Source organism: Ensifer sp. 4252, assembly GCF_050434565.1.
GTDB lineage: Bacteria > Pseudomonadota > Alphaproteobacteria > Rhizobiales > Rhizobiaceae > Ensifer.
In genome coordinates, this window is record NZ_JBNDIU010000002.1 from 97743 (window position 1) to 120287 (window position 22545).

The 22545-nt window shown below is 62.6% G+C and carries 22 protein-coding genes; 8 read left to right on the forward strand and 14 right to left on the reverse strand.

The window, feature by feature from the left end; all coding sequences use genetic code 11:
• Nucleotides 1-19 precede the first annotated feature (19 nt).
• Both ABIE33_RS07365 and ABIE33_RS07370 read right to left on the reverse strand, forming a co-directional pair.
• Nucleotides 20-769 (reverse strand): F0F1 ATP synthase subunit A, encoded by a 750-nt coding sequence (locus ABIE33_RS07365; protein WP_429123394.1) that lies wholly within the window; start codon nt 767-769, stop codon nt 20-22.
• Between the two features lie 368 nt (nt 770-1137).
• The gene (locus ABIE33_RS07370) at nt 1138-2043 is read right to left on the reverse strand and encodes an aminoglycoside phosphotransferase family protein (protein WP_429123396.1); all 906 of its coding nucleotides are present in this window, start codon (nt 2041-2043) and stop codon (nt 1138-1140) included.
• 362 nt (nt 2044-2405) lie between these two features.
• Between ABIE33_RS07370 and ABIE33_RS07375 the strand changes: the two genes are divergently transcribed.
• The 3 genes from ABIE33_RS07375 to ABIE33_RS07385 are packed head-to-tail and all read left to right on the forward strand — an operon-like array spanning nt 2406 to nt 3705.
• Nucleotides 2406-2621 carry a hypothetical protein gene (locus tag ABIE33_RS07375; protein ID WP_429123399.1) on the forward strand — a complete coding sequence of 72 codons (216 nt, stop codon included), beginning with the start codon at nt 2406-2408 and terminating at the stop codon, nt 2619-2621.
• Entirely contained in the window at nt 2621-2764 is a 144-nt protein-coding gene (locus ABIE33_RS07380) for a hypothetical protein (RefSeq protein ID WP_429123402.1), read from the forward strand. The genes ABIE33_RS07375 and ABIE33_RS07380 overlap by 1 nt, the downstream gene beginning before the upstream one ends.
• A complete protein-coding gene (locus ABIE33_RS07385) occupies nt 2761-3705 on the forward strand; it encodes a DUF6030 family protein (protein WP_429123404.1) in 945 nt (314 codons plus the stop codon). Before ABIE33_RS07380 ends, ABIE33_RS07385 begins: the two co-directional genes overlap by 4 nt.
• 7 nt (nt 3706-3712) lie before the next feature.
• Here ABIE33_RS07385 and ABIE33_RS07390 read toward each other — a convergent pair whose 3' ends face one another.
• Complete coding sequence (locus ABIE33_RS07390; RefSeq protein WP_429123407.1) at nt 3713-4144, reverse strand: Lrp/AsnC family transcriptional regulator; 432 nt, start codon at nt 4142-4144, stop codon at nt 3713-3715.
• Nucleotides 4145-4268: 124 nt separating this feature from the next.
• Between ABIE33_RS07390 and ABIE33_RS07395 the strand changes: the two genes are divergently transcribed.
• The gene (locus ABIE33_RS07395) at nt 4269-5372 is read left to right on the forward strand and encodes a saccharopine dehydrogenase NADP-binding domain-containing protein (protein ID WP_429123409.1); all 1104 of its coding nucleotides are present in this window, start codon (nt 4269-4271) and stop codon (nt 5370-5372) included.
• 194 nt (nt 5373-5566) lie between these two features.
• Here the strand turns inward: ABIE33_RS07395 and ABIE33_RS07400 are convergent, their stop codons facing one another.
• The 8 genes from ABIE33_RS07400 to ABIE33_RS07435 form a co-directional block, all read right to left on the reverse strand.
• Entirely contained in the window at nt 5567-6994 is a 1428-nt protein-coding gene (locus ABIE33_RS07400; protein ID WP_429123412.1) for a mannose-1-phosphate guanylyltransferase/mannose-6-phosphate isomerase, read from the reverse strand.
• 269 nt (nt 6995-7263) lie between these two features.
• Nucleotides 7264-7668 (reverse strand): F0F1 ATP synthase subunit epsilon, encoded by a 405-nt coding sequence (locus tag ABIE33_RS07405; protein WP_429123415.1) that lies wholly within the window; start codon nt 7666-7668, stop codon nt 7264-7266.
• 125 nt (nt 7669-7793) lie between these two features.
• A complete protein-coding gene (gene atpD, locus ABIE33_RS07410; protein ID WP_429123418.1) occupies nt 7794-9308 on the reverse strand; it encodes a F0F1 ATP synthase subunit beta in 1515 nt (504 codons plus the stop codon).
• A gap of 24 nt (nt 9309-9332) precedes the next feature.
• Nucleotides 9333-10214 carry a F0F1 ATP synthase subunit gamma gene (locus ABIE33_RS07415; protein WP_429123421.1) on the reverse strand — a complete coding sequence of 294 codons (882 nt, stop codon included), beginning with the start codon at nt 10212-10214 and terminating at the stop codon, nt 9333-9335.
• 27 nt (nt 10215-10241) lie between these two features.
• Nucleotides 10242-11771 carry a F0F1 ATP synthase subunit alpha gene (gene atpA / locus ABIE33_RS07420; protein WP_057255020.1) on the reverse strand — a complete coding sequence of 510 codons (1530 nt, stop codon included), beginning with the start codon at nt 11769-11771 and terminating at the stop codon, nt 10242-10244.
• Nucleotides 11771-12337, reverse strand: coding sequence for a F0F1 ATP synthase subunit delta (locus ABIE33_RS07425; protein WP_429123425.1), 567 nt, complete (start codon nt 12335-12337; stop codon nt 11771-11773). Before ABIE33_RS07425 ends, atpA begins: the two co-directional genes overlap by 1 nt.
• A gap of 257 nt (nt 12338-12594) precedes the next feature.
• The gene (locus ABIE33_RS07430; RefSeq protein ID WP_429123428.1) at nt 12595-12981 is read right to left on the reverse strand and encodes a DUF4345 domain-containing protein; all 387 of its coding nucleotides are present in this window, start codon (nt 12979-12981) and stop codon (nt 12595-12597) included.
• A 133-nt stretch (nt 12982-13114) separates the two neighbouring features.
• On the reverse strand, nt 13115-15319 hold the full coding sequence (locus ABIE33_RS07435; RefSeq protein ID WP_429123430.1) for a primosomal protein N': 2205 nt from the start codon (nt 15317-15319) through the stop codon (nt 13115-13117).
• A 178-nt stretch (nt 15320-15497) separates the two neighbouring features.
• On the opposite strand from ABIE33_RS07435, the gene fsa reads away from it, so the two are divergent.
• Nucleotides 15498-16151 (forward strand): fructose-6-phosphate aldolase, encoded by a 654-nt coding sequence (gene fsa, locus ABIE33_RS07440; protein WP_053249254.1) that lies wholly within the window; start codon nt 15498-15500, stop codon nt 16149-16151.
• Nucleotides 16152-16200: 49 nt separating this feature from the next.
• On the opposite strand, the gene ABIE33_RS07445 is transcribed toward fsa, so the two are convergent.
• The gene (locus tag ABIE33_RS07445) at nt 16201-17337 is read right to left on the reverse strand and encodes an AAA family ATPase (RefSeq protein ID WP_429123434.1); all 1137 of its coding nucleotides are present in this window, start codon (nt 17335-17337) and stop codon (nt 16201-16203) included.
• A 39-nt stretch (nt 17338-17376) separates the two neighbouring features.
• Nucleotides 17377-18300 carry a GNAT family N-acetyltransferase gene (locus ABIE33_RS07450; RefSeq protein WP_429123437.1) on the reverse strand — a complete coding sequence of 308 codons (924 nt, stop codon included), beginning with the start codon at nt 18298-18300 and terminating at the stop codon, nt 17377-17379.
• Nucleotides 18301-18434: 134 nt separating this feature from the next.
• On the opposite strand from ABIE33_RS07450, the gene ABIE33_RS07455 reads away from it, so the two are divergent.
• On the forward strand, nt 18435-19370 hold the full coding sequence (locus ABIE33_RS07455) for a tyrosine recombinase XerC (RefSeq protein WP_429123440.1): 936 nt from the start codon (nt 18435-18437) through the stop codon (nt 19368-19370).
• 97 nt (nt 19371-19467) lie between these two features.
• Nucleotides 19468-20547 (forward strand): TraB/GumN family protein, encoded by a 1080-nt coding sequence (locus tag ABIE33_RS07460; RefSeq protein ID WP_429123443.1) that lies wholly within the window; start codon nt 19468-19470, stop codon nt 20545-20547.
• Between the two features lie 38 nt (nt 20548-20585).
• Here ABIE33_RS07460 and ABIE33_RS07465 read toward each other — a convergent pair whose 3' ends face one another.
• Entirely contained in the window at nt 20586-21824 is a 1239-nt protein-coding gene (locus ABIE33_RS07465; protein ID WP_429123445.1) for an MFS transporter, read from the reverse strand.
• A gap of 123 nt (nt 21825-21947) precedes the next feature.
• Here ABIE33_RS07465 and ABIE33_RS07470 point away from each other — a divergent pair, with 123 nt between their 5' ends.
• Nucleotides 21948-22544, forward strand: coding sequence for a TetR/AcrR family transcriptional regulator (locus ABIE33_RS07470; RefSeq protein ID WP_429123448.1), 597 nt, complete (start codon nt 21948-21950; stop codon nt 22542-22544).
• Nucleotide 22545: the final 1 nt, after the last annotated feature.

Below are 22545 nucleotides of genomic sequence, written 5' to 3' on the forward strand. Positions count from 1 at the left end.
GAGGCTCTACAAAACTATCTCAATGGCTCGGGTGCAGTGCGTCGTTGAGATACATGCAGGTCAGCATGGTGAAGATATAGGCCTGGATGACCGACATCAGCAGTTCCAGACCGGTGAGCGCCACCGTCATCATCAGCGGCATGACCGCGCCGAGTATTCCGAGCGCGCCGAAGCCGCTGAGGCTGACGACGAAGCCGGCGAACACCTTCAAAGTGATATGGCCGGCGAGCATGACGGCGAAAAGACGAACGGAGTGGCTGACCGGACGCGAGAGGTAGGAAACGACCTCGATCGGGATGATGATCGGCGCCAGCACCAGCGGCACGCCCGACGGCATGAACAGCCTGAGAAAGCCGAAACCGTGCTTGACCAGGCCGTAGATCGTCACCGTCAGGAACACGAGCAGCGCCAGTGCGAATGTCACCGCGATGTGGCTCGTCACGGTGAAGGCATAGGGAAACATGCCGATCAGGTTGGCGACCAGGATGAACATGAACAGCGAGAACACCAGCGGGAAGAAGCGCATGCCGTGCTCTCCGGCATTCTCTCGCAGCGTCTTCGACACGAACTCGTAGAGGATCTCGGCCGCCGACTGGGCGCGGTTCGGCACAAGGCCGCGTCTGCGCGTCGAAAGCATCAGGAAAAGACTGGCAATCGCCACCGTCACGATCATGAAGACGGACGAATTGGTAAAGCTGATGTCGTGTCCGCCGACCTCGGCGATGTGGAAGAGCGACTTGATCTCGAATTGTTCGATGGGTCCGGCCATCATGAACCTCGTGCGTTGGCAACAGAGCAACCACGGCGCGCCGGCGGCGGCCGCGGGCGCATCAATTTGTGGAGGAAACGGGCGAAAGCCGATGTCGCGACGGGGCGCGATGGGGCCCGTAGCAAAAAATCAGCTCTGTCAGGAAGGAAAAGCTCACGCGGACGTGCCGCAGGCCAGGATGCTGCATGATGCGATCGACTCCATTATCTCAAGTATCGAGATAGTGGGGCCGTCCCCAGGCGAAGCATCGACGCGGGTCGTCCCGCGTGCGCCTGACCTAGAGGCAATTTTCGATGAGGTCAAGCCGAGACGGCACCGGACAATGGCGCTGCGACATCAGGCGCCATATCAATCCGCGGCCGGCAACCTCAGCCAAAGCGCTGGTGGTCGGCAAGCACCTCCTCGATCACCCTGCGGCTCTTTTCCGCCTCGGCAGAGTTGGTGCCGGGAAGACCAGCATAGACGATCAATGCCTTCCACAAAGTCCAGCCGCGTCCGCGCGCCCAGGTGCCGGCATCGAGCGCCACGCCGGCGCGAAACGCCTCCCGGCTTTGCCCGTGGAACAGCGTCCAGGTTATGGCGAGGTCGCAGGCGGGATCGCCAACGCCAGAGGTGCCGAAATCGATGACTGCGCTCAGGCGGCCGTGTTCGACCAGCAGATTGCCCCAACTGATATCGCCGTGGAACCAGACCGGCGCGCCGTGCCAGTTTGCCGCCAGCGCCGCCTCCCAGACATCGCGCGCCGCTTGCGTGTCGATCCGCCCCTCGAGCGCGACGAGCGCGCGACGGGTTTCCCCGTCATAATGGGCGGGTGGCCCGCCGCGAAAGAAATTGTGCTGGCCCGGTAACGGCCCGCCGCTCGCATTGAGCTGCCCAAAAGCAACGAGAAAACGCGACAGGTCCTCGGCAAAGACCGTCAGGTCGCCGATCCGATCATCCGTCGCCGTCTCGCCCGGCAGCCAGCGATAGACCGACCATGGCCACGAGTAGCCTTCGCCAGGCACGCCCTTTGCCAGCGGCACCGGGATCGGCAGCGGCAAAAACGGCGCAAGCTTCGGCAGCCAGAATTGCTCCTTTTCCACCTGCAACGCATAGGACGCTGCACTCGGCAGACGCACGGTCATGTCTCGCCCAAGATGGAATGTCCTGTTGTCCCACCCACCGGGGAGCACCGGCTTGATATCGAGCGCAGCCCAGTGCGGAAACTGCGCAGCGATCAGACGCCGGACGAGCAGTGCATCGATGGTGGGAATGATCGTCGATTGATCGGACATAACGGAACAGACGCCTCACGCCAAAACTCGGACGCCTGTTTTAGCCGATCGTTGCCTGTTCGCAACTTTTCCGCCCGGAAGGGCGGACGGACAACCCGATATAACCGATGCGCGTCGCCTTCAACCTGTCTTCGTCGAGCACGACACCGAGGCCGGAAGCCTCGCCGTAGCAACATCCTGCGCTCTCGCCGCCGCGCCGATGGTCGTATGGGTATTGTCTGCCAGGCGGATTTCGGGAATGGAGGAAGTGGAGAAGGACAAAGTCGTCTTCCTGTCGCCTCGGCATGATCGCTTTACCCTGCATCACAATCTGATATTTTCAAATCCACGGAATTTTCGGCTCTTTTTGATAACCTGAGATCATGGAACACCGGCTGCTCAACCGCATATCGCTGGAGGCTTTTCGCGTTTTCGACGCGGCCAGCCGGTATGTGGATTTTTCCCGTGCCGGTGGCGAGCTCAACATCACCGGGGCCACCGGCAGCCGCCGCGGCAAGAACCTGGAATTGACGCCGCAGGGCGAGCGGCTGTTTCAGCGCGTACGGGCGATCAACCCCGCTGACACCTGTCGCCGCTGATGACCGAGGAACTGTCGCCGGTCGCATCGCCCGACTATCTCGGCCTCGAGGCGGAAACGCTGACCCATCTCGACCTGCCCCACAACCGGCCATCGATGGACGCGGTGCTGCGCCTGCATGTTGCACTCGGCAAATCGACATGAGCGGCGGACGCGGTAAGGCGACGGCACCGCCGAAACAGCCGGGCCGTACCGGCATCGCCTTTTTTCTCGTTGCCTTTGCGTTGATCGTTACAGTGATCCTGGCGACCGTTCTGCTCGCCAACGGCCAGAGAAACCTGAAGCGGCTGCTGCAGGCGCTCGATCTTCCGACCACCTTTCTCGAGCCCGTCAGACCGCCGGCGCAAGCTCCGGAGGTCCATGTCAAGCGGCAGCCGCCGCGCGTCGCCCTGCCGGTCTGGACCTTCCAGGATCTGCAGACGCCGGAACAGCAGTTTCTGCGGGTGCTCCGCAGCGATCCCCGCGCGCTTTGCGACGAGTTGCGCGAGGCAGGCTTCCGCGAACTCGAATGGAAATCGAGCGCCGGCGAGCGCGGCCAGTGGGAATGCTCCTCGCTCGTATCCTTTCCGCGCCCCGGGGTCGACAAAACCTCGTCGATCTTCATTTTCATCAAGGGCAGCGGCGAAGAAGAGATCGCCTCGTTTCGCGTCAAGCTCAATATCGAGCGCCCGGAGGATGCGCAGGTGGTAACCACCAGCGCCGCGCGTGCGGCCTCGGTCTTCCTCGATCACGTCCGCTGGGCCGACGGCGGCAGCATTGCGCTCCAGATCCAGGCGCTGAAGGAATTCGACGTCAAGCGTTTCGGCAGTCGCGTGCAGTTCAAGCGCGAAACGGACGAGACCACGGCCCGCTACAATTTCCTCGCCAACCAGCCCGCACGCGCCCGCCCAAAGAGCATCGCCGAGCTTTATTTCGACCGAGAGAAATGGCTCGCCTATGGCAACGCCGATATGCGCAGCTTCGTTCTCGGGCCTTCGGCGTGGAATGGCCCAGCGAAGATACCCGAAGGCGGCGACGCCGACGCGAACCCAGCATCAACAGAGGATGCCGGCACTGCGAAAGCAGACACCAACGCAAAACCCTGACTTAAGTTCAGCGATCGATCCGGGTCGAGAGGATGATGGACGACAGCGTGCGGTCGACGCCGTCGATTTCGCCGATGCGGTCGATCAGCAGATCGAGTTCACTGATCGATGCCGCCGCAACGACCGCGATAAGGTCGAAGCTGCCGCTGACGGAGTGCAGGTTGCGGATCTCGCGGATGGCGGCAAGTTCGGGGGTGACGCGGCTGAGTGCCCGCGGCGCGATGGTGATGAGCACATGCGCCTTGACCAGGCCCTTTTCATAGCTTTCCGACAGGCGGACGCCATAGCCGGCGATCACGCCCTCTCGCTCCAACCGCTCGATCCGGGCCTGCACGGTCGTTCGCGACAGGCCAAGCCTGCGGGCTATCGTTGCGGTCGGCATGCGGGCGTTTTCGCTGAGTACGGCGAGAAGCTCACGGTCCTTGTCGGTGATCTGCATTTCGTCGGTCCATATAGGCAATCTGCCGAATATCTATAGGCGATTTAGTCATATCACCGCTTCAAATCAACAGCTCTCCACCACACAATAGGGCAGAAACGCATTTCATACCCTGGGGGAAGACATGAAAAACATCGTCGTCATTGGAGCAGGCAAGATCGGCTCCACCATTGCTCGCATGCTTGCGCACACCGGCGATTACAGCGTCTGCGTTGCCGACCGCAGCGCCGAGCAGTTGGGCCAGATCGAGAAGCATGCCGCCATCACGACGGCTGCCGTCGATATCGGCGACAAGAAGGCGCTCGTCGCCCTTCTCTCCGGCAAGTTCGCCGTTCTCAGCGCCGCACCGTTCCATCTGACGGTTGCCATCGCGGAAGCCGCCGCCGAAGCCGGCATCCACTACCTCGACCTGACCGAAGACGTCGAATCCACCCGCCAGGTCAAGGCGATCGCCGCCAAGGCCAGCACCGCCTTCATCCCGCAGTGCGGTCTTGCACCGGGCTTCATCTCGATCGTCGCCAATGATCTCGCCAGCCGTTTCGAAACGCTCGAAAGCGTCCGCATGCGCGTCGGCGCGCTGCCGCAGTACCCGTCGAACGCTCTCAACTACAACCTGACCTGGAGCACCGACGGCGTCATCAACGAATATATCGAGCCCTGCGAAGCGATCGTCGAACACAGCCTCATCGAAGTACCGGCCATGGAAGAGCGCGAGGAATTCTCGCTCGACGGCGTCACCTACGAAGCCTTCAACACGTCAGGCGGCCTCGGCACGCTCTGCGAATCGCTGAAGGGCAAGGTCCGCACCCTGAACTACAAGACGATCCGTTATCCCGGCCATGCCGCGATCATGAAGGCGCTCCTGAACGACCTCGGCCTGCGTCACCGCCGTGAAGTTCTCAAGGACATCTTCGAAAACGCGCTGCCGACCACCACCCAGGACGTCGTCGTGATCTTCGTGACGGTTTCGGGCTTCCGCGAAGGTCGCCTGATCCAGGAAACCTACGCCAACAAGGTCTATAGCGGCGTCGTTGCCGGCCGCATGCAGAGCGGCATCCAGATCACCACCGCCGGCAGCATCTGCGCCGTGCTCGATCTGCTGGCCAATGGCAAGATCGCATCGAAGGGCTTCGTTCGCCAGGAGGACATCGCTCTCGATATTTTCCTCGCAAACCGCTTCGGTCAGTACTACGCCCAGAAGGGCGAGGCAGAGCGCGTCGCCGGCTGAAACCACTCGGCTCGAATGCGCTGACTTTAATGCCCGGGTTCTGCCCGGGCATTTTTTATGCGGTGTACGTGATCATCCGGATTCGCCGGCTGCGCTACCGTCCGTCACGACGCACCAATCACGCCGCTCGCCGGAGGCGCGCCACAGCGTTCTGTCCCTGAATCGGCTCCGAGCCAAAGACCGAAGCGGTAGAGCTACGTCCGGCCGAACTCATCCTCGATGCGGATGATGTCGTCCTCGCCGAGATAGGACCCGGTCTGAACCTCGATCAGTTCCAGTGGGATCTTGCCGGGATTGTTCAGTCGGTGGACAGTCCCTTGCGGGATATAGACCGACTCGTTTTCATGCAGCAGTCGGGTTTCGCCGGCCATGGTGATCTCCGCCGTACCACGCACGACGATCCAGTGCTCAGCGCGATGATGATGCTTCTGCAGCGAGATCTTCTTGCCGGGACTGACCTTCAGTCGCTTGACCTCGTAGCGCTCGCCGCTGGAGACAGAAGAGACCGCTCCCCAGGGCCTGTAGGACGTCGGGTGCTCCTGCGTAAGGCCGGACGTTGCCTGAGACCGTGCGAGCACCTTGACGATGTTTCCGACGCTCTGGCTGTCTTCCAGGCGCCCGACATACACAGCATCTTCGCTGGCGATCACGGCGATGTCTTCCAACCCCTGCACAGCAAGGTGAATGTCGCGGGAGAGGACCAATGAGTTGCGCGTGTTCGATACCGTCGCCTTGTCGGTAACGACATTGCCGTCACCGTCCTTGCGACCGGTTTTCCACACCGCATCCCAGCTGCCCAGATCCGACCAGGCGAATGAGGATGGAACGACGGCAGCGCGAGCGGTCTTTTCGAAGACCGCGTAGTCGACCGAAATGTCCGGCGCCTTGGAGAAGGCTTTCGCTTCCAGCCGGCTGAAATCAAGATCCTTGCTGGCGCCCTCGACGGCCGCCTTCGTTGAGGCATAGACGTCAGGTGCATAGAGCAGCATCTCGTCGAGGAACACCTTGACCGGCAGCATGAACATGCCGGAGTTCCAGAGATAGCGCTCGGTCGAAAGCATCGCCTCCGCCTTGGCGCGATCCGGCTTCTCGACGAAGCGGGCAACCCTGTTTGCGCCTGCCTGCAAAGCCTCGCCAAGCTCGATATAGCCATAGCCGGTCGCCGGTTCCGTCGGCGTGATGCCGAAGGTTACCAGCTCGCCCGCCTCGGCTGCCTGCTGCCCGCGCAGCATGCAATCGACGTAGACCGCTCCAGCATCGATCTCGTGATCGGAGGCGAGCACTTGCATGATCGCCGTCTCCCCAAACTTGGCCAGCACGACGAAGGCCGCGGCCGACAGCGCAGGCGCCGTGTTTCGGGCGACCGGCTCGAGCAGGATGTCGCTCAGCGGCGCATCGACGGCGCGCGCCTGCTCGGCGACGATGAAGCGAAAATCGCTGTTGGTGACGATGATCGCCGGCTCGTACAGGCGATCGTCGCTCACCCGTTCCAGCGTCTGCTGGAACAGCGAACGATCGGACAGGATCTGCAAGAATTGTTTCGGCGCGCCCGAGCGCGACAGCGGCCACAGGCGTGTACCTTTTCCACCCGCCATGATCACGGGGACGATCTTAGACGTCATGCCAAGCCTCTGGGTGCATCAAACGAGAGTCCATCCATACAGGACCGATGCTAAAGAATGCCTGAAGCCGGACGCGCAAACAAACCGCACCAAAGGCGAGGCATGCCCCACACTTCGGATAGGACGCCAGCTTGCCCATCGTCTTTACGCCGTACCAATTCGTACCGGCACAACGATGAGGCGGCTTTGTTGCGGCCAGCGCCGGGCAACAAAAAACCCCGCTCGAAGGCGGGGCTTTTTCATTTGTCTATCCCGTCGGGATGTCCCTTTCAGGCCGGGATCACGATTTCCCCGAGCTTCGTCAGTTCGGCGATGAACTGCTCGACGCGCGTCTTCTTTTCGTCGCCGGCACCATCCAGCTCGGCGCGGACCGCCTCGATGCGCTTTTCAAGCGCAGTGCGGTCGAGCTCGTCGACGTGCACGGCGGATTCGGCAAGGAGCGTGCAGCCGGTCGGCAGGATATCGGCGAAACCGCCGAACACCGCGAAACGCTCGGTCTTGCCGTCAGCCGTCTTCACGGTAACGACGCCGGGCTTGACCGTCGTCATTGTCGGGGCATGATTGGCCATCACGGTCATCTCGCCCTCGGTCGCCGGAATGACGACTTCCGTCACCTTCGCGGAGAGGAGCAGGCGCTCGGGGGAAACAAGCTCAAAATTGAAACTGTCGGCCATGACCATTCACTTCTCGTGGGCGCGCCACCTGAGGTGGCAGGCTGTGCATGTCTTCCCTGCTCCGCAATGGGCGGAACGCAGGATGAAAGCCTCGGCGCACCGCTGCGCCGAGGCTTACGATGCTATCAAGCGGCTTCAGCAGCCAGCTTCTTGGCCTTTTCGACCGCTTCTTCGATCGAGCCGACCATGTAGAAGGCGGCTTCCGGAAGATGGTCGTAGTCGCCGTTGACGAGGCCCTTGAAGCCCTTGATGGTATCTTCGAGAGCAACGAGCTTGCCCGGCGAACCGGTGAAGACTTCGGCCACGAAGAACGGCTGAGACAGGAAGCGTTCGATCTTACGAGCGCGAGCAACGGCCAGCTTGTCCTCTTCCGACAGTTCGTCCATGCCGAGGATGGCGATGATGTCCTGGAGAGACTTGTAGCGCTGGAGGGTCGTCTGGACCTTACGCGAAATCTCGTAGTGCTCTTCGCCAACGATCATCGGGTCGAGCATGCGCGACGTGGAGTCGAGCGGATCAACGGCCGGGTAGATGCCCTTTTCGGCGATCGAGCGCGACAGAACCGTCGTTGCGTCCAGGTGGGCGAACGAGGTGGCCGGCGCCGGGTCGGTCAAGTCGTCGGCCGGAACGTAAATGGCCTGAACCGAGGTGATCGAACCCTTATTCGTCGTGGTGATGCGTTCCTGCATCTGACCCATGTCGGTCGCCAGCGTCGGCTGGTAACCCACGGCCGAAGGAATACGGCCGAGCAGAGCCGACACTTCGGAGCCTGCCTGGGTGAAGCGGAAGATGTTGTCGACGAAGAACAGAACGTCCTGGCCCTTGTCGCGGAAGTCTTCGGCGATCGTCAGACCGGTCAGAGCGACGCGAGCGCGGGCGCCCGGCGGTTCGTTCATCTGGCCGTAAACGAGAGCAGCCTTGGAGCCTTCGCCGCCGCCATGCTTGTTAACGCCGGACTCGATCATTTCGTGGTAAAGGTCGTTGCCTTCGCGGGTACGTTCACCCACGCCAGCAAACACCGAGTAACCACCGTGCGCCTTGGCGACGTTGTTGATCAGTTCCATGATGAGAACGGTCTTGCCGACGCCTGCGCCGCCGAAGAGGCCAATCTTGCCGCCCTTGGCATAAGGCGCGAGAAGGTCGACGACCTTGATGCCGGTGACGAGGATCTGCGCTTCCGTCGACTGCTCGACGTAGGACGGCGCGTCCTGGTGGATGGCGCGCTTGCCGGAGGTGACGAGCGGACCGGCTTCGTCAACCGGCTCGCCGATGACGTTCATGATACGGCCGAGCGTTTCGTCGCCAACCGGAACCGTGATCGGTGCACCGGTGTCGGTGACCGGCTGGCCGCGGACCAGACCTTCGGTCGAGTCCATCGCGATCGTGCGGACGGCGTTTTCGCCGAGGTGCTGCGCAACTTCGAGAACGAGGCGGTTACCGTTGTTGTCGGTTTCCAGTGCGTTCAGGATCAGCGGAAGCTGGCCTTCGTCGAACGCTACGTCGACGACGGCGCCGATGACCTGCGTTACGCGACCGACAGCGCCGGTTGCCGCGACGACGGTCTTGGCGGAAGCTGCCTTCCTCGGTGCAGCCGGCTTCTTCGCCGCTGCGGTTTCTTTCGGGGTAGCTGCCTTAGCCATAATCCTTACCCTCTTCTCGTAACCTTAGAGCGCTTCCGCGCCCGAGATGATTTCAATGAGTTCCTTGGTGATCTGAGCCTGGCGCTGACGGTTGTAGTTCAGCGTCAGCTTGTTGATCATGTCACCAGCATTGCGCGTCGCATTGTCCATCGCGCTCATCTTTGCGCCCATTTCGCCGGCGACATTCTCGAGCAGGGCCCGGAAGACTTGCACGGAAATGTTGCGCGGAATGAGGTCGCTCAGGATCGCGCCCGCGTCCGGCTCATATTCGTAGACGGCCGAAGCATCCGATGCTTCCACTGCGACCGGGCCGGCCGAAGCGGGGATCAGTTGCTGTGCCGTCGGAATCTGGGCGATAACGGACTTGAACTCAGAATAGAACAACGTGCAGACATCGAACTCGCCCTTTTCAAAGAGCGCGATGATCTTGTGGCCAATCTGATCGGCGTTTTCAAAGCCGATCTTCTTGACCTCACGCAGGTCGACACGATCGATGATCAGCGACGCGAATTCGCGACGCAGAATATCGAAGCCCTTCTTGCCGACGCAGATGATCTTAACCGTCTTGCCGGCGGCAAGCAGCTTGCGAACGTGGTCGCGAGCGTGGCGGGCGATCTGCGAGTTGAAGCCGCCGCAAAGGCCGCGTTCAGCCGTGCAGACGACCAGAAGATGCGTGTCGTCCTTGCCGGTGCCCGTCATCAGAGCAGGCGCACCGTCGTCCGCGCCAACCGCCTGGGCGATGTTGGCGAGAACGGCAGCCATGCGCTGCGAGTAAGGCCGGGCGGCCTCGGCCGCCTCCTGCGCACGCCGAAGCTTTGCCGCGGCGACCATTTTCATCGCCTTGGTGATCTTCTGCGTCGCCTTGACGGAGGCGATCCGGTTCTTCAGATCCTTAAGTGAAGGCATCCGTTATCCGTCCTAAATGAAATCCGCTCAGGCGAAAGACTTGGCGAAGCTGTCGATTGCAGCCTTCAGCTTGCCCTTGACGTCGTCGGAGATCGCCTTGTCCTTGCGGATGGTTTCCAGGATGTCCTTGCCTTCCGAACGCATGTACGAAAGCAGGCCCTGCTCGAACTTGCCGACCTGGTTGACCGGCAGCTTGTCGAGGTAACCGTTGACGCCTGCGAAGATGACAGCGACCTGCTCTTCCGTCTTCAGCGGCGAGAACTGCGGCTGCTTCAGAAGTTCGGTCAGGCGTGCACCGCGGTTCAGCAGACGCTGGGTAGCGGCATCGAGGTCCGAACCGAACTGCGCAAAGGCCGCCATTTCGCGGTACTGAGCGAGTTCGCCCTTGATCGAGCCGGCAACCTGCTTCATCGCCTTGATCTGCGCGGCGGAACCGACGCGCGAAACCGACAGACCGACGTTAACGGCCGGACGGATGCCCTGGTAGAACAGGTCGGTTTCAAGGAAGATCTGGCCGTCGGTGATCGAGATCACGTTGGTCGGAATGAACGCGGAAACGTCGTTGCCCTGCGTTTCGATGACCGGCAGAGCCGTCAGCGAACCGGCGCCGTTGTCGTCCGAGAGCTTTGCAGCACGCTCGAGCAGACGGGAGTGCAGGTAGAAAACGTCGCCCGGGTAAGCTTCGCGGCCCGGCGGGCGGCGCAGCAGGAGCGACATCTGACGGTAGGAAACGGCCTGCTTGGAAAGGTCGTCGTAGCCGATCAGGGCATGCTTGCCGTTGTCGCGGAAGTATTCGCCCATCGCGCAGCCTGCGAACGGAGCGAGGTACTGCATCGGAGCCGGGTCGGATGCGGTCGCAGCGACAATGATCGAGTACTGAAGAGCGCCACGCTCTTCGAGAACCTTCACGAACTGGGCAACCGTCGAACGCTTCTGGCCGATTGCGACGTAGACGCAATACAGCTTGTCACCTTCCGGACCATTGTCGTGAATGGCCTTCTGGTTGAGGATCGTGTCGAGGATGATCGCGGTCTTGCCTGTCTGGCGGTCGCCGATGACGAGCTCGCGCTGGCCGCGGCCAACCGGGATGAGGGCGTCGATGGCCTTGAGGCCGGTCGACATCGGCTCATGCACCGACTTGCGCGGAATGATACCAGGAGCCTTGACGTCAACGCGCGAGCGCTGCTTGGCGTTGATCGGGCCCTTGCCGTCGATCGGGTTGCCGAGCGCGTCGACGACGCGGCCGAGCAGTTCCGGGCCAACCGGAACGTCCACGATGGCGCCGGTCCGCTTAACGGTGTCGCCTTCCTTGATGTCACGGTCCGAACCGAAAATAACGACACCGACGTTGTCGGCTTCAAGGTTCAGCGCCATGCCGCGAATTCCACCCGGGAATTCGACCATCTCGCCTGCCTGAACATTGTCGAGGCCGTAGACGCGGGCGATACCGTCACCGACGGAAAGCACCTGGCCGACTTCGGAGACTTCTGCTTCCTGGCCGAAATTTTTGATCTGATCTTTAAGAATTGCGGAAATTTCCGCGGCGCGGATATCCATCAGCCGACCTCTTTCAGTGCAAGCTTAAGGGTAGAGAGTTTGGTGCGAAGGGAGGTGTCAATCTGGCGGGACCCAACCTTGACGATCAGACCTCCAAGAATAGACGGGTCGACGGTGACGTTGACCGTCACGTCTTTGCCGGTGACGCCCTTGAGCGTCGCCTTCAATTCAGTTTCCTGCGCTGCGGTGAGCGCATGGGCCGACGTAACGTCGGCGGAGATTTCACCCCGGTGGCGCGCGGCGATCAGGCGGAACGCCTTGATCATGCCTGGCAGCGTGAAGAGGCGGCGATTGCGCGCAACAACCTTGAGGAAGTTACCGACGAGACCAGAAATGCCGGCCTTGGCGGAGATCGCCGAAATGGCCTTGAACTGGTCGTCGGCAGAAAAGACGGGGCTTACGATCAGCCGCTTCAGGTCGTCGCTACCGTCGATCAGGGCCTGGACGCGGGTAAGATCCGCACCGACCGCCTCGACGGAACCCGCTTCGAGAGCGAGGTCAAAAAGCGAGGACGCATACCTTTCTGCAACACCGGAAATAAGCTGGGATGTGTCTGCCACGGGCACAAGCTTCTCTCAATTTCATCCAAGAACGGTGGTGGCGGCGAGCCGTCAACTTAACGTCCTGAATTTGCTGCAATAATTTGCGGGCTATCGAGGCCTGGCGACCCACTTCCCCCGCAATTCGCGGTTCGTCTAGCATAGGAAGTTTGGACTCGCAACACGCGAACGGCAGGAATGCGGCATAAGTCGACCCGGTTTGGCCGAATTTTGCCGTAAATTGGTTTCTGAGGATGTGAATCGCGAAAACGCGAGAGCGGCGATCAGATCATTCCGAAGACATAGGCAAGCGGAAGAATGGCAAGTGCCGCCTGCACCAGCAGCGCCACCCAGTTGTAGAGCGTGGCGCCGTTATCGCTCATCATCGACAGGATGCGACCGAAGGCGGCGAGCGCAAACGCAGCCCCGACGGCGAGATAGACCATCGGCTGCGCCAGGAGGATGGCGGCGAGGCCAAGGCCGGCATGCATGCCGCCCATGGTCGAGCGTGCCTCGGCGAGGCCCCCACGGCGGCCTTCGGCAATGCCGATGCCGGCGGCGCGAAAGGTAAGCCGCGGCGCAAACAGCATGACGACGCCGATCAGCGCCGCCGCAGCCGCCGCACAGAAGGCGAGGAACTCGCCGGTTTCCGTCGGAATGTAGAACTCCATGCCCGTTCCCGCAGATGAGCGCCGATCTCGATCGCACTGCCGCCGGATGAGTGCCCGAGCGTGCGAAGCGTTTCAGACCTCTAGCGCATGTCGCCGCCGTTGTGAATCGTCTACGGCCCGATCGCAGCCGCGATCACAGGAAACTCTGGGGATCAATATCGAGCTGGACGCTGATCGAGCCGCGTTCCTTCGGACCGGCAGCGATCATTGCCTTGACGAAGGCCTGCATGTCGCTGTTGCGGCGCCCGTGCACCAAAAGCCGGAACCGGTGACGGCCGCGGATCAGCGCCAGCGGCGCCTCGGCCGGTCCGAGGATCGCAATGCCATCGGTGCGGGGTGCCGCACTTCGAAGGCCGCGGGCATGGGTCTCGGCATCCTGCCGCGTGTCGGCCGAGACGATCAGCGACGCCAGCCTGCCGAACGGCGGCAGAAGCGCCTTTTCCCGCTCGGCGATCTCGCGGTCATAGAAGGCGTCCGCGTCGCCGGAGACGATCGCCTGCATCACCGGGTGCTGTGGTTGATAGGTCTGCAGTAGGCCAAGGCTCTTCAGGCCGGTTCGGCCGGCGCGGCCGGTGACCTGCGACAGCAGCTGGAACGTTCGCTCGGCCGCCCGCGGATCGCCATTGGCGAGCCCGAGATCGGCATCGATGATGCCGACCAGCGTCATCAGCGGAAAATTGTGGCCCTTGGCGACAAGCTGCGTGCCGATGACGATATCCGCCTCACCGCGCGCGATGGCCTCGAGCTCCAACCGCAGGCGCTTCACCCCCATCAGGTCGGAGGAGAGCACGATCGTGCGTGCCTCGGGAAAATGGCGCTCGACTTCTTCGGCGATGCGCTCGACCCCGGGGCCGCAGGCAACGAGATGATCGAAGGTGCCGCATTCCGGGCAGGCCTCGGGTGTCTTTTCCGCATAGCCGCAATGGTGGCACTGGATCTGGCCGCGGAACCGGTGCTCGACCAGCCAGCTCGAACAGTCCGGGCATTGAAAGCGATGGCCGCAGACGCGGCAAAGCGTCAGCGGCGCATAGCCGCGCCGATTGAGAAACAACAGCGCCTGCTCGCCGCGCTCGACCGCCTTGCCGATCTGGTTGATGAGCACAGGCGAAAGGAACCCGCCGCGCGCCGGCGGATGCTGGCGCATGTCGACGACGCCAAGCCGCGGCAGCGCCGCATCGCCGAAGCGGGTCGGCAGATGGATCGGCTTGTAGCGGCCGACCTCGCCATTGACCCGGCTTTCGACCGAAGGTGTCGCCGAAACCAGTACCACCGGGAAACCGGTGATGCGCCCACGCACGACGGCCATGTCCCGGGCATTGTAGAAAACCCGGTCCTCCTGCTTGTAGGCGGGGTCGTGTTCTTCATCGACGATGATGAGACCCAACTCCTCGAACGGCAGGAACAGCGCCGAGCGCGCACCGGCGACCACGCGCACCGTGCCGGTCGTCACCTGCCGCCAGACTTTTTCGCGCGTTCGCGGCGCGAGATCCGAGTGCCACTCCGCCGGCTTAGAGCCGAAGCGATCCTGAAAGCGCTCGAGGAAGCTTGCCGTCAGGGCGATTTCCGGCAGCAGGATCAGCACCTGCTTTCCGGCCCTAAGCGTCGCGGCGATCGCCTCGAAATAAACTTCGGTCTTGCCCGAGCCGGTGATGCCGTCGATCAGCGAGACCGAAAACCCGCCCTGTTCGACGGCGGCCAGAAGGTCGGCGGCCGCATCCTTCTGTGGTCCTTCGAGCCGGGGAACAGTAAATTCGGGATCGGGGGCAGCCACGACAGGCGGCGGAGCCATGAAGACGGTCTCGAACACGCCCTGCTGGGCGAGGCCGTCGATAACACTCGACGAGGCGCCGGCCGCATGGGCAAGGCCCGAGCGCGTCCAGGCAAATCCGTCGCCGGCGGCTGCGATGACGCGCTCGCGCGCCGTCGTCATGCGCTCCGGACGCATGTCGGTCAGCCGAAGGGCCTCCACCATCGGTTCCGGATCGAAGGCGGCCGGCGCACGCAGCGCCATGCGGGCCACCAGCCCCGGTGGCGTCACCGTATAGGTCGCCACCCAATCGAGGAAGCTGCGCATGTCAGGTGTCAACGGCGGGCAGTCGAAGACCTTTTCGATCGACTTCAGCTTCTTCGGATCGACGCTGCCATTGTCGTCGCCATCCCAGACGACGCCCACGACCAGACGGGGCCCAAGCGGCACCTGGACGATCGAGCCGGGCTCGACGGCCATGCCGTCCGGCACCGCGTAGGAATAGGCCTTCGACGCCGGCATCGGCACCAGAACTGGCACGACACGACGGCCGGAAACAGGCCCGAATAAATCGGTTGAATCGCGAGTCATTTTGCCGTGACCTTGCCACGTGTTTCGGTTAAAGAAAACTGCGCTGCGAACCGCAGCCTTGCCGGCGCAGGGTTTGTCACGGTTCCACCAGAGTTTCAACGCGCGCGATCTCTGCCAAAGGAATTCCTCCCGGTAGATATGCGCCCGAACGGCAATCGTGCCCCAAGGGAGTGACCCCATGAAATTTTTCGTTGATACCGCCGACGTCAAGGAAATCCGTGAGCTGAACGATCTCGGCCTCCTTGATGGCGTGACCACCAACCCTTCGCTGATCCTCAAGTCGGGCCGTGACATCGCCGAAGTCACCAAGGAAATCTGCGGCATCGTCGAAGGCCCGGTTTCGGCCGAAGTGACCGCCACCGAATACGCCGAGATGATGAAGGAAGCGGCCGTTCTTTCGAAGATCGCCGACAATATCTGCATCAAGCTGCCGCTTACGCTCGACGGCCTCAAGGCCTGCAAGGCGCTGACCTCGGACGGTCACCAGACCAACGTGACGCTGTGCTTCTCGGCCAACCAGGCCCTGCTTGCCGCCAAGGCCGGCGCGACCTTCGTTTCGCCCTTCGTCGGCCGCCTCGACGACATCGCGTTCGACGGCATGGACCTGATCCGCGAAATCCGCCACATCTTCGACAACTACGGCTATGAGACGGAAATTCTCGCCGCCTCGATCCGCACTGTGAACCACGTCAAGGAAGCGGCCCTCATCGGCGCCGACGTCATCACGGCACCGCCGGCAACGCTGAAGGCACTGGTCAAGCATCCGCTGACCGACAAGGGCCTCGAAATGTTCCTCGCCGACTGGGCGAAGACCGGCCAGAAGATCGCCTGATTTTTTCGAGATAGAGATTGCAGGGCTCCGCAGCGATGCGGGGCCTTTTTTATTCGTCATCGTCGTCCATCAGGCCGGTCAGGCGCATGCCGTCGATCCAGGTGGCGCTGTCCTTGCGGATCACCCGGCGGGCGCGAACGCCGCAACGCTCGCGAATGGCATCGGCCAGCCGCTCCGAATGGGTGACGATCCAGATCTGGCTGTCGCGCGCCGCACTGGCGATCATGTCGGCGAGCGCCGGCAGCATGTCCGGATGCAGGCTGGTTTCCGGCTCGTTGAGCGCGATGAAGGGCGGGCGGCGATAGGAGAGCAACGCTGCCGCCAGCGCCAGAAACCGCATCTGCCCGTCGGACAGCTCGCGTGTCGAAAACGGCCGCTGCGGAAAATCGGGAAAGACCAGCGAGAATTCGGCGAACTGGCCAGGATCAGGAACGTCGAGATAGGCCCCGCCGAACGCATCGGCGATGGCGCGGTCCAAATCGACGGTGTCCTCGCGGGTATGGCGCAGCGTTGCAAAAACCGCCGCCATGTTGGTGCCGTCCTCATCGAGCATCGGTGCGGTCACCGCAAGGCACGGCAGCCGCAACGGCGAATCGCGATCGGTGCGGAAGCCGTGAAAGAACCGCCATTGATCGACGGCTCGGCGGAAGGTGCCGATCTCGGGATAGTGCCCGGCATCGCCCAAAAGAGCGATCGCCGTCTCTGATTGTAGCGCCTGCTCGGGATAGTCCTCCATTCGTCCGCGGTCGCCGCGCACGAAGATGCCGGGACCGGCGCGTTTCATCATCGTCACCGGCCGCCGTCCGGTCTCGACGCTCAGCTCTTCCTCCTTGACCTGCGGCTCATAGGCGAAGCCTGCTGCCGCCTTTGGCGGACGCAAGCCGGCTTCGATCCGGTAGCGGAACGTGATGGCCCGCTCCTCGTCCATCAGTTCCGTCTCGAGCCGGATGCGCGCCGGCTTGTCGGCACGTCGTCGACCGCTCCAGAGCGCCGAAGACATGCCGCCTTCCCTGGCGATCTCATGGGCAAGACTGCCGCGCACGGCGGCCTGCACCAGCTGCAGCGCGCGGTAGAGGTTGGATTTGCCCACCCCGTTTTCGCCGATGAACAGGTTGACACCGGTCAGATCCATACGGATCGATTTCAGGGAACGGTAATTTTCGGCGAACATCGAACGAAGCAGCATGGTTCTGCTTTAGCTCATTCCCGCCATCACATGAAGGGATCAGCAGGCAACGGCAGCGCGCAAAGCCGGCCGAAACACCGCATCGGCGTCGCGCGCCAGGTCGAGCACCGTGTGGCGTTCCAATGCCTTCGTCACATCGACAGCGTCACCGTCCAGAGCCTCCGGCGCAATGAGATTGCCGATGCGGAAATCGAAGAGATCGCCCTTCTTGTTGAGCAGTTCGTGGAACACCGTCATGTCGCGCAGCTCGGTCGACCATTTGGCAAACCAGTAGAACAGGCCAGAGTTGCGCGCGCTCATGTGCACCGGCAGGATCGGCAGGCCGTATTTGCGCGCAAAGCCGACCGCCGACGTCTTCCATGGCCGCTCGTTGAGACGGCCGTCGGCCCAGTAGGCGATGCGGCCGGAGGGAAACAGCACCGTCGCCTTGCCCTCGCCGATCGCCCGGTTGGTCACCTGCAGCGTCTCGCGGGCCTTGAGCTTGCTCTTGTGCTCCTCGCGCCATTCGACCGGGATGACCATCTCGACGAAGCGCGGGTTGACGCGGATCGCGTCGCGGTTGGCGAAGAACATCATGTCCGGCCGCCGGTCTTTTAGGAGATCGAAGACGGCAATGCCGTCGGCAATCCCGGTCGGGTGATTGCTCACCAGCAGGAACCCGCCCTTATCAGGAATGCGCTCCGCCCTGTCGACCCTCACGTCGAGCGACAGAAGCGAGCTCAGATGCTCGAAGGCCTGGAAGCCCGGCACGTTGGCCACGGCGTCTGCGAACTCCAGCGCCTTTCGATAGTTCAGAAGCGTGTAGAGAAAGGGCCGGATAACGGGCCACATCGGGCTCCTGACGATCCTCTGGCCGCGTTCGGCAATGAGTGTATCGACGATGTGGCCGGGCTGCCCTTGCGAGACCAGGGCGATTACTTCAGCAAAATGCGCGAATCCGTTCACCGAATCCCGTCCCGCCATGGCTTCATCCGATTCTTTACGGCTGAACATCGCAACTCAATATGATCGAAGGATGACAAATTCCAAGGGTACGTTAGCAAAAACATAAGAGACGTCAGGGCATTGTCGATGACCGACCACCTTGGAAAGCGACAATGAACGAGCTGCTCGTCATCGGCCATCCAGACCTGCTTGCGGAGCGCCAGAGATGGCTGCAAGGGCTCTTGCAGGAGCGCCGCCTGTCCGACAATACCGTCGATGCCTATGAGCGCGACACACGGCAATTCCTCACATTCCTCACCGGCCATCTCGCCGGACCGCCTCGTCTTTCAGACATCAGCACATTGCGGCCCGCCGACCTTCGCGGCTTTCTCGCCCAGCGTCGCAAGGGCGGTGCAGGCGCGCGCACGCTCGGCCGGGGCCTTGCCGGGCTGCGTTCGTTCCTGCGCTATCTCGAACGCAGCGGGCTTGCCAATGCCGCCGGTGCAGCCGCCGTCCGTTCACCGAAGCAGCCGAAATCCTTGCCGAAGCCGCTGACGGACCGCGAGGCGCTCAATGTCGTGACGACGGACGCACAGCTTGCCGAAGAGCCGTGGGTGGCTGCGCGCAACGCGGCCGTGCTGACGCTGCTCTACGGCTGCGGCTTGCGCATTTCCGAAGCGCTCGATCTGACGCCGGACGATTTCGCCGGCGCGCCCTCCTCCCTGCGCATCACCGGCAAGGGCGGCAAGACCCGCATCGTACCGCTGATGACTGTGGCGCGCGAGGCGGTTGCTACCTATCTCAAGCTCTGCCCCTACCATGCCGGCGCCGACGAGCCGATGTTCCGCGGCACCCGCGGGGCGAAGCTTCAGCCGGCGATCATCCAGCGCGAGATGCAGAAGCTGCGCGGCGCCCTCGGCCTGCCCGATACGGCCACGCCGCATGCGCTGCGCCACTCCTTCGCCACGCATCTGCTGGCCGGTGGCGGCGATCTCAGAACCATCCAGGAGCTGCTCGGCCATGCCAGCCTGTCAACGACCCAGGTCTATACCGGCGTCGACTCGACACGGCTTCTGGAGATCTATGACCGGGCACATCCGCGCGCCTGATTTTGGGCCGATCGGCAGATTAACCATATCCATTAAGGAAGCCGTGACCGACGAAGCGTAGGGTCCGCTAAACTCGGCAGAATATTAGGAAGTGATCATGTATTCGATCGCCAAGCCCGTCCGTAACCTCGCGGCCAGGGCCGCCGATATGGCCCTCTGGCTGATCGCGCTCATCCATCTTCTGCTCGCGGCAAGCCTCATTGCCGCGGTCGTCTCGATCTCGGATGCGAAGGCTGCAAGCGAAGCCGTCTGCGGCGGAAAAAACATCATCGCCGGCTTCGAGAAAACCGATCCCGCGAAACTCGCCAGGTTGAAAGCGGAAGCCGACGCTATCCCGAACGGCAAGGGCATTTTCTGGAGGATCGAGAAGGACGGCATCGCTCCCTCCTGGCTTCTCGGCACCATGCATGTCACCGATCCGCGCGTGCTCGCCATGCCAGCGGGTGCGTCCGATGCCTTCTCAAAGGCGTCGACCGTCATCGTCGAATCGGACGAGATCATCGACGAGAAGAAGTCGGCCGCCGCCATCCTGATGCGTCCCGACCTCACCATGTTTGCCGACAACAAGACCATCATCGATTTCCTCACCCCTGAAGACCGCGAGCGGCTCGAACGCGGCCTCAAGGAGCGCGGCATACCGCTGACGCTGGTCGCCAAGATGAAGCCGTGGATGATTGCGAGCTTCGTCGCGCTGCCCGCCTGCGAGATGACGCGCAAGGCCGCCGGCGCATCCTTCCTCGACAAGAAGCTCGCCGAAGACGCCGTCAGCCAGGGCAAGGCGCTGAAGGGGCTTGAAACCCTCATCGAGCAGCTGTCCGCCATGGATTCGCTGCCGACGGAACTGCACCTGCGCGCCCTCATCGAAACGCTCGCCCTTGGCAAGACGATCGACGACGTGCTCGCCACCACCACCGATCTCTATCTCTCCGGCGACACCGGCATGATCATGCCGATGATGAAGGCCGTGTCCGAAGACGTGGCAAGCGAAGACGCCAGCTACGCCGACTTCGAACAGCGCATCATCATCGACCGCAACAAGACGATGGCGACGCGCGCCGAGCCGATCCTTGCCAACGGTAACGCCTTCATGGCGGTCGGTGCCCTGCATCTTGCCGGCGACGAAGGCCTGGTCGAACTGCTCAAGCGTCAGGGCTTCTCCGTCACCCGCGCCAACTGAGGGGGGCAGAGCGTGCCGGCCATTGGCATTTGCCGCTCTCAGGCGCGTACGCTGGCGCGGAGATCCGCTTCGACGCCAGCCTCTTCGGCATGAGCGGCCTCGATCCTCGACAGGCGGCGATAGCCGGAAAGCGCAGCGACAAGGATCAAGACACCCGCTGCAACGGCGATGGCAAAGCCGGCCTGCACCCCGAAGCGCGCGACCACGCCCCCTGCCGCAGCCGCGCCGGCCGCCGCCCCGATCCCGAGACCGGTCGTCAGCCAAGTCAGCCCCTCCGTGAGTTTGGCCGGCGGCACGACGATCTCGCCCATGCTCAGAGCGACGATCATCGTCGGCGCGAAGAACACGCCCGACAGGAACATCATCGCGGCGAGACTGGTCACCCCACCGACCAGCAGCAGCGGCAATGTGCTGGCTGCCGTCATCCCCGCCCCGATCAGGAACAGCTTCGGCAGCGGCAAGCCGATCTTGATGGCACCGAATGTCAGGCCGGCGATGCAGGAGCCGAGCGCATAGAGGGAAAGAACCACGCTTGCTGCAGCCGGCTGACCTTCCGCCTCGGCAAAGGCTACACTGACGACGTCGATCGTGCCGACGATCACACCCATGCCGGCAAGCGCGAGAATCAGCACGTGCAAGGCCGGATAACGAAGTGCCGAGCCCGAGACGATGGTTTCGGGCGGTCGCACCGGCGGCTCGGTGCCTTTCTGCAGCACGAACGCGGTAACGCCAATGGCAAGAAATACCGCTGCGGCAAGGGGTCCTGCCTCGGGAAACAACCCGACGCTCAGGCCCACCGCAATGGGCGGCCCGACGATGAAGCAGACTTCGTCGAACACCGATTCCAATGAGAAGGCCGTCTTGAGTTCGGGGCGGCCGCGGTAGATCTCCGTCCATCGCGCCCTGGTCATGGCCGACATGCTCGGCGCAGAACCGGCGATGAGCGCAAAGGCGAACAGTGTCCAGTCCAGCGCTTGCCAGTGGGTCGAGATCAAAAGGCCCGTCGTGCCGATGATGCTGAGGGCGGCGGCAATCGGCAGGACGCGACCCTGGCCAAAACGATCGACAAGGCGCGAAACCTGCGGCGCCACGAGTGCCAAGGCAAGCGTAAAGGCCGCCGCAACGCCGCCGGCGAGGCCATAGGAGCCGCGCGACTGGGCCAGCATGGTGATGATGCCGATAGCCATCATCGACAGCGGCAGGCGCGAAACCAAGCCCGCCAGCGTGAAGCCTACCGTGCCGGGAACGGCGAAAATCTGTCCGTAAGGGTTTGCCATGAAAACTCCAGTGATACGCCCGACAGGCGCCAGTATTGACATACGCAATGTATGCGAGAGATATTCGCATACGCTCCGCATGTCAATTAACATACGAGGCGTATGCAAATCGGAGAACCATCGATGGCACGACGGGCGCGCAGCGAAATGATCGAGGAAACGACGGGTAAGCTTGTTGCCGCCGCGCGAGACGCCTTTGGTCGCTTGGGCTATGCCGAAACCTCGATGGACGACCTGACCGCCGCTGCAGGCCTGACGCGCGGCGCGCTCTACCACCACTTCGGCGACAAAAGAGGCCTGCTGCGCGCGGTGGTTACGGCAATGGATGCCGAGATAGATGCAAGGCTCAACGCCGTATCCGCGACGCCGGACCTTTGGGCGGGTTTCGTGGGTCGGTGCCGGCTCTATCTGGAGACCGCGCTCGACCCGGAGATCCAGCGGATCGTCCTAAAGGACGCGCCGACATTCCTCGGGCCGGACTATCTGGAAACGAGCAGGCATGCGTGCCACACGTCGCTGACCGCAAGGCTTTCAATGATGATGGCAAAGGGCGTAGTTCACCAAGGGGACGCCGAGACGCTGGCGCATCTGATCAATGGCGCGCTTGTGGATGCGGCGCTGTGGATTGCTGAGGCGGACGATCCGACCCCGCGCCTCGCCAATGCCATCGGCAATCTCGACCTGCTGTTGTCCGGGTTGAGGGTGCCGGATCGAAAGTGAT

Bases quoted from the DNA above. Each gene is read 5' to 3' on its own strand.
- ABIE33_RS07365 (WP_429123394.1), bottom strand. From the start codon at position 769: ATGGCCGGACCCATCGAACAATTCGAGATCAAGTCGCTCTTCCACATC.
- ABIE33_RS07370 (WP_429123396.1), bottom strand. From the start codon at position 2,043: ATGTCCGATCAATCGACGATCATTCCCACCATCGATGCACTGCTCGTC.
- ABIE33_RS07375 (WP_429123399.1), top strand. From the start codon at position 2,406: ATGGAACACCGGCTGCTCAACCGCATATCGCTGGAGGCTTTTCGCGTT.
- ABIE33_RS07380 (WP_429123402.1), top strand. From the start codon at position 2,621: ATGACCGAGGAACTGTCGCCGGTCGCATCGCCCGACTATCTCGGCCTC.
- ABIE33_RS07385 (WP_429123404.1), top strand. From the start codon at position 2,761: ATGAGCGGCGGACGCGGTAAGGCGACGGCACCGCCGAAACAGCCGGGC.
- ABIE33_RS07390 (WP_429123407.1), bottom strand. From the start codon at position 4,144: ATGCAGATCACCGACAAGGACCGTGAGCTTCTCGCCGTACTCAGCGAA.
- ABIE33_RS07395 (WP_429123409.1), top strand. From the start codon at position 4,269: ATGAAAAACATCGTCGTCATTGGAGCAGGCAAGATCGGCTCCACCATT.
- ABIE33_RS07400 (WP_429123412.1), bottom strand. From the start codon at position 6,994: ATGACGTCTAAGATCGTCCCCGTGATCATGGCGGGTGGAAAAGGTACA.
- ABIE33_RS07405 (WP_429123415.1), bottom strand. From the start codon at position 7,668: ATGGCCGACAGTTTCAATTTTGAGCTTGTTTCCCCCGAGCGCCTGCTC.
- atpD (WP_429123418.1), bottom strand. From the start codon at position 9,308: ATGGCTAAGGCAGCTACCCCGAAAGAAACCGCAGCGGCGAAGAAGCCG.
- ABIE33_RS07415 (WP_429123421.1), bottom strand. From the start codon at position 10,214: ATGCCTTCACTTAAGGATCTGAAGAACCGGATCGCCTCCGTCAAGGCG.
- atpA (WP_057255020.1), bottom strand. From the start codon at position 11,771: ATGGATATCCGCGCCGCGGAAATTTCCGCAATTCTTAAAGATCAGATC.
- ABIE33_RS07430 (WP_429123428.1), bottom strand. From the start codon at position 12,981: ATGGAGTTCTACATTCCGACGGAAACCGGCGAGTTCCTCGCCTTCTGT.
- ABIE33_RS07435 (WP_429123430.1), bottom strand. From the start codon at position 15,319: ATGACTCGCGATTCAACCGATTTATTCGGGCCTGTTTCCGGCCGTCGT.
- fsa (WP_053249254.1), top strand. From the start codon at position 15,498: ATGAAATTTTTCGTTGATACCGCCGACGTCAAGGAAATCCGTGAGCTG.
- ABIE33_RS07445 (WP_429123434.1), bottom strand. From the start codon at position 17,337: ATGCTGCTTCGTTCGATGTTCGCCGAAAATTACCGTTCCCTGAAATCG.
- ABIE33_RS07450 (WP_429123437.1), bottom strand. From the start codon at position 18,300: ATGGCGGGACGGGATTCGGTGAACGGATTCGCGCATTTTGCTGAAGTA.
- ABIE33_RS07455 (WP_429123440.1), top strand. From the start codon at position 18,435: ATGAACGAGCTGCTCGTCATCGGCCATCCAGACCTGCTTGCGGAGCGC.
- ABIE33_RS07460 (WP_429123443.1), top strand. From the start codon at position 19,468: ATGTATTCGATCGCCAAGCCCGTCCGTAACCTCGCGGCCAGGGCCGCC.
- ABIE33_RS07465 (WP_429123445.1), bottom strand. From the start codon at position 21,824: ATGGCAAACCCTTACGGACAGATTTTCGCCGTTCCCGGCACGGTAGGC.
- ABIE33_RS07470 (WP_429123448.1), top strand. From the start codon at position 21,948: ATGGCACGACGGGCGCGCAGCGAAATGATCGAGGAAACGACGGGTAAG.